Source organism: Sphaerochaeta sp. S2 (genome assembly GCF_016406725.1).
Taxonomy (GTDB): domain Bacteria; phylum Spirochaetota; class Spirochaetia; order Sphaerochaetales; family Sphaerochaetaceae; genus Sphaerochaeta.
This window is the reverse complement of sequence record NZ_JAEKNT010000477.1, coordinates 1-3,392: the sequence shown is the minus strand read 5'-3', so window position 1 is coordinate 3,392 and position 3,392 is coordinate 1. Positions and strand designations below refer to the sequence as shown.

Genomic DNA, 3,392 nt, shown 5'->3' with positions numbered 1-3,392 from the left:
ATTGCGTATTGTGTTTGAGAGTGGAAAGCTTCCGGTAGTCAACTTTGCTGCCGGTGGGGTAGCTACCCCTGCTGATGCTGCACTGATGATGCAGCTTGGAGCAGAAGGAGTGTTTGTGGGTTCGGGCATCTTCAAGTCTGGAGATCCAAAGAAACGGGCAAATGCCATTGTGAAGGCTGTTACGAATTATCAAGATCCCAAGATGTTGGCTGAGCTCTCAAAGAATCTGGGAGAAGCCATGATTGGTATCAATGAACAGGAAATTGCCCTTCTTATGGCTGAGCGTGGCGTATGAGAGTTGGTGTATTAGCACTGCAAGGAGGGTTTGTAGAGCATGTTCACGCATTGAACAAGCTGGGGGTCTCTTCCCTTGAGATTCGCAGTCCCCAAGATCTACAGACTCCGTTTGATGCCTTGATCCTTCCTGGTGGGGAGAGCACAGTCATGGGTAGCCTTCTCAGGGAACTTGACCTCTATTACCCCCTCATGGATTTGATCGCTCAGGGATTGCCGGTATGGGGTACCTGTGCCGGCATGATACTGCTCGCGAGTGAATTGGAGGGAGAGGTCAATACCCATTTTGCGCTCATGCCTATCACTGTCCGAAGGAATGCATTCGGACGGCAGCTTGGGAGTTTTTCCTCCATTGGCATGTTCGAGGGCATTGGCGAAATTCCCATGACGTTTATCCGTGCTCCAATCATTCATGGAGCGGACAAAAATGTACACATGTTAGCAGAGTATGATGGCTTCAGCGTTGCAGCAAGATATGATACGATGCTGGTGACTGCGTTTCATCCGGAATTGACGAATGATACTCGGGTCCTCCAGTATTTTCTGGGGATGACAGGCTGCAGACACTAATGGTTGATCTTCTAGGGGGCAGGGTGCATGGAACTTGTGGTGATGGAGTTGTTCTTACTGATAGTAGTCGTTTCCATCGTAGTAAATCAGAAGGGATCCTCTTCAGTGATCAATTACCATGATGTAGATGCCGCAGGGGTGGCAGGTGCCTATATTGGATACCTTGTCCTTGCCCTGCTCAGCCATGTCCATATACGTGGTCTTTTCCCATTTTCTCCAGCCATTGCTCGTTTGGTAACAATTCTCCATATTGTTTCTATTCCACTGTTGATATTCGTTTGGATGAACAGTATTGAAAAACGGATTCTTTCAAAAACGAGCTATACAGTACTCTTCCATGTACAGAGATCCTTGCTTGTGTTGTTCTGTATCGCTTCCTTTATTGATCTATTCCTGAATCGATTGTTTGTTTTCTCCCCAGATCTGCTGATAATCGGAGGTTCTGGGATACCACTCATGCTTGGTCTCAGTACGCTCTTTGTTCTGGTAGAGTTCTATGCCGCCTTGGTGCGATGGAAGCATATCGAATGGCATGAACGGGCCATCATGGTACTCACTGCATTGTTCTTGTTGTTCTCCTTGGTTCTGTTTGAGGTGTTCCGACAACCATATATGCTCTCCCTCAGTAGTGCCTTCATGTTGCTACTCAGTTTTCTCTCTTGGCAGAGGAGGGAGTTGCTGTTGGATTGGTTGACCAGGATCCCAAACAATCAGGCATTTATGGAAGTACTCAATAAAGGTATTTCCTCTCATCAACACAGGACCATCTTACTTCTGGATATCGAGAACTTTCGCCTGCTCAACGAACGTTATGGGGAAGATGGGGGAGATGCAATTCTGCGCTCCTTTGCTGATTTTCTGAAAACCACCTATGAACAAGCTGAGATTTTCCGTATTGGGGGCAACCGCTTTATTCTGATGTTTCCCTGGTTGACACACAATGAGCTGGTCAGGGAAGTGAACATAATCAAAGAAAAGACTGCAAAGGGGTGTACCATTGGGGAGACTCAGGTCTCCTTTCATGTGAATATTGCCATCGTTGAAATTCCCTTGCAGAAAAATACGGTTGATGAGGTTGTTGAGTCTCTCTCCTTTACCATGACGGAGATCAAGGAGAAGCGAAGGCAGCCGGTCATCATCTTCAACCAGAAGCTCATCGGGGTGCGTCAGAGAAGACTTGATATCCTTTCAATCCTCCGAAAGGCGTTGTTGGAGCAAGACATGATACAGGTCTACTTCCAGCCGATCATGGATGTAGATGGCAACAAACCAGTTGCTGCTGAAGCCTTGATGCGATTGCAGGATGAGCGGATGGGGATTATTTCACCTGGAGAGTTTATTCCCCTTGCAGAACAAGCCGGTCTGATAAGCATGTATACGGAGATTATGCTGCAGAAAGTATGTGCCTTCCTTATAGAACATCCCAGTATACAGGAACGCCTGAGCCATGTTTCTATCAATATCGTTGCTGAGGATCTTGCAGTAGGCGATATTGCTTGTAGGTTGCTGGATATTTTAAGCCAGAGGGGAATCGATGCGAAGAAGATAGGGTTTGAAGTGACAGAGTCAATGGTGCTCTCAAGTGATCCAGTTGTGACAAAGTCATGGCAAGCGCTACGAAATATGGGAGTCAGGTTTTTCCTGGACGATTTTGGAACCGGCTATGCCAACCTTGATTCATTGGTCAACCTCCCCTTTGATGTGGTGAAGATTGACCGAAGTGTCGTTTCGAATACAACAAACAGTTATGAGTTGCTTTCCCTTATTGCAGGAATGCTGGAGCGCCTCGGAAAAGAAGTCATTGCTGAAGGGGTAGAGACCCTCGAACAGCTGGAGATGGTGAAAAGCAACAGAATCTCCTATGTGCAAGGGTACTATTTCTCAAGGCCACTTCCTCCTGGGGATTTCCTCTCCTGGTTGGAGGCAAGCTCAGATCACTAGCAGGAAGCGAGCCAGTCAGTGACTCGAGTGTGGATTGCATCACGTATTGGTCTGATCCCTTCCAGCTTTTCCTCATCACTACCGGTTATGGTACTTGGATCGGGGAACCCCCAATGCATACGTTCACTCTTGCCTGGGAACATAGGACAACGTTCGGCGTTGCTCTCATCACAAACTGTCACAACGTAGTCGAATGCTTCATTCCTATCGATATACTCCTGGGCAGGTTTTGCATAATGGCCTTCCATGGAGATACCGATCTCTTCCATCGCCTGGACAACCAGTGGGTTCAGTTTTCCGGCTTCTATTCCGCTGCTATGTGCCTCAAATCGGTCACTCGCATAGTGCTTTACGAAAGCCTCACACATCTGGCTTCTTGCTGAGTTATGGATACAGACAAACATGATTCGTTCTTTAGCCATGTTGGTTATTCCTTTCCTATATTTGATGGTTTGATTGAGCAGTGCATCATCTCCAGCACGCAAGGCATGGTCAATATGCAATTGACCCTGGTTCCTTCTCTTTTCATGTCGATGATTCCCACTTGCTTTAATGCTGAGAGATGTTTTGAAGTGACTGACTTGTGC

The 3,392-nt window shown here is 47.1% G+C and carries 3 protein-coding genes and 1 pseudogene; 3 read left to right on the top strand and 1 reads right to left on the bottom strand.

The window, feature by feature from the left end:
- From JF818_RS13890 to JF818_RS13880, 3 genes and pseudogenes are all read left to right on the top strand, one after another.
- Positions 1–295: pseudogene (locus JF818_RS13890) on the top strand (pyridoxal 5'-phosphate synthase lyase subunit PdxS); the annotation flags it as partial.
- Positions 292–864 (top strand): pyridoxal 5'-phosphate synthase glutaminase subunit PdxT, encoded by a 573-nt coding sequence (gene pdxT / locus JF818_RS13885; protein WP_198892577.1) that lies wholly within the window; start codon positions 292–294, stop codon positions 862–864. The pseudogene JF818_RS13890 and the gene pdxT, both read left to right, overlap by 4 nt.
- 27 nt (positions 865–891) lie before the next feature.
- Complete coding sequence (locus JF818_RS13880; RefSeq protein WP_198892576.1) at positions 892–2,805, top strand: bifunctional diguanylate cyclase/phosphodiesterase; 1,914 nt, start codon at positions 892–894, stop codon at positions 2,803–2,805.
- On the opposite strand, the gene JF818_RS13875 is transcribed toward JF818_RS13880, so the two are convergent.
- On the bottom strand, positions 2,802–3,392 hold a 591-nt coding region (locus JF818_RS13875), incomplete at its 5' end, for an arsenate reductase ArsC (RefSeq protein WP_233067905.1). The genes JF818_RS13880 and JF818_RS13875 overlap by 4 nt on opposite strands.